Source organism: Vibrio sp. Y176, from assembly GCF_033438945.1.
Genome location: NZ_JAWOQS010000260.1, coordinates 1 through 854, shown reverse-complemented (window position 1 = coordinate 854; position 854 = coordinate 1). Strand labels below are relative to the sequence as shown.

Below are 854 nucleotides of genomic sequence, written 5' to 3'. Positions count from 1 at the left end.
TCATTTTGACCAACATAGCAACTTACGACTAAAGTCCTGCTAATTTTGACCAAATATGCCAAGGTTTTGCTTTCTACAGCCCAATTATTTAAACGACGTTCCTACGATCAAATACACAGCTTCCATATCCTGCTCCGTACGACCGTATGCCAACATAATAGGTCCAATTGGCGAGTCCACACCAAAGAAAATTGATGCAGCGTTATACAATGGTGCTTCATTCAATTTCAGATCGTTGTCTGACCATGTACCGCCATGTTCTAGCGACGCGCCTACATAAACTGGCGCTTCAAACAATCCAAAATCATTGTCGAACCATTTGTAGCGATATACCAAACTGCTGAAGAATAAGTTTTGCCCTATCAAGCTGTTTCTCGGTATGCCTGACAAATGCAAAAAGCCCCCTAACTCACGAGGGTCCAGCGTTATCGACGAGTTTTTACTTTGCACAAAGCTATATTCTGCTTGTCCGACTAAAGTATGACGCTGATAGCTCATTGCCCCCTTAAATCGAGCGTCAATTTCATACACTGTATCTTCCACAATATCTTTAGGCTTGGACTGACCTATCTCTTCAGGGCTGGTATCGTGAGAAACCAAATATTCTAGGTCGACCAACAAACCTCGCGTAGGAAAAGCAAAATCATCGAGGGTGTCTAAGCGGTAATTGGCAAACAAGCCTCTTCGCTCAAAATCTAAATTGCCTACAGACGCCAATGTCGATAACTCAATGCTACCCGAAGAGTATCGACCGCCCAATCTCAACTCTTGCCACAACGTAGGCTGAATGCCAATCGCTATCTCGGAAACAAACTCGGTATAAGACGCTGTTAAATAATCGTTAACCGAACTTA

Annotated in this window: 1 pseudogene; it reads right to left on the bottom strand. The window is 43.2% G+C overall.

What is annotated here, in order from left to right:
- Nucleotides 1–84: 84 nt before the first annotated feature.
- Nucleotides 85–854 (bottom strand): annotated as a pseudogene (locus R7O13_RS25435) (serine protease); the annotation flags it as partial.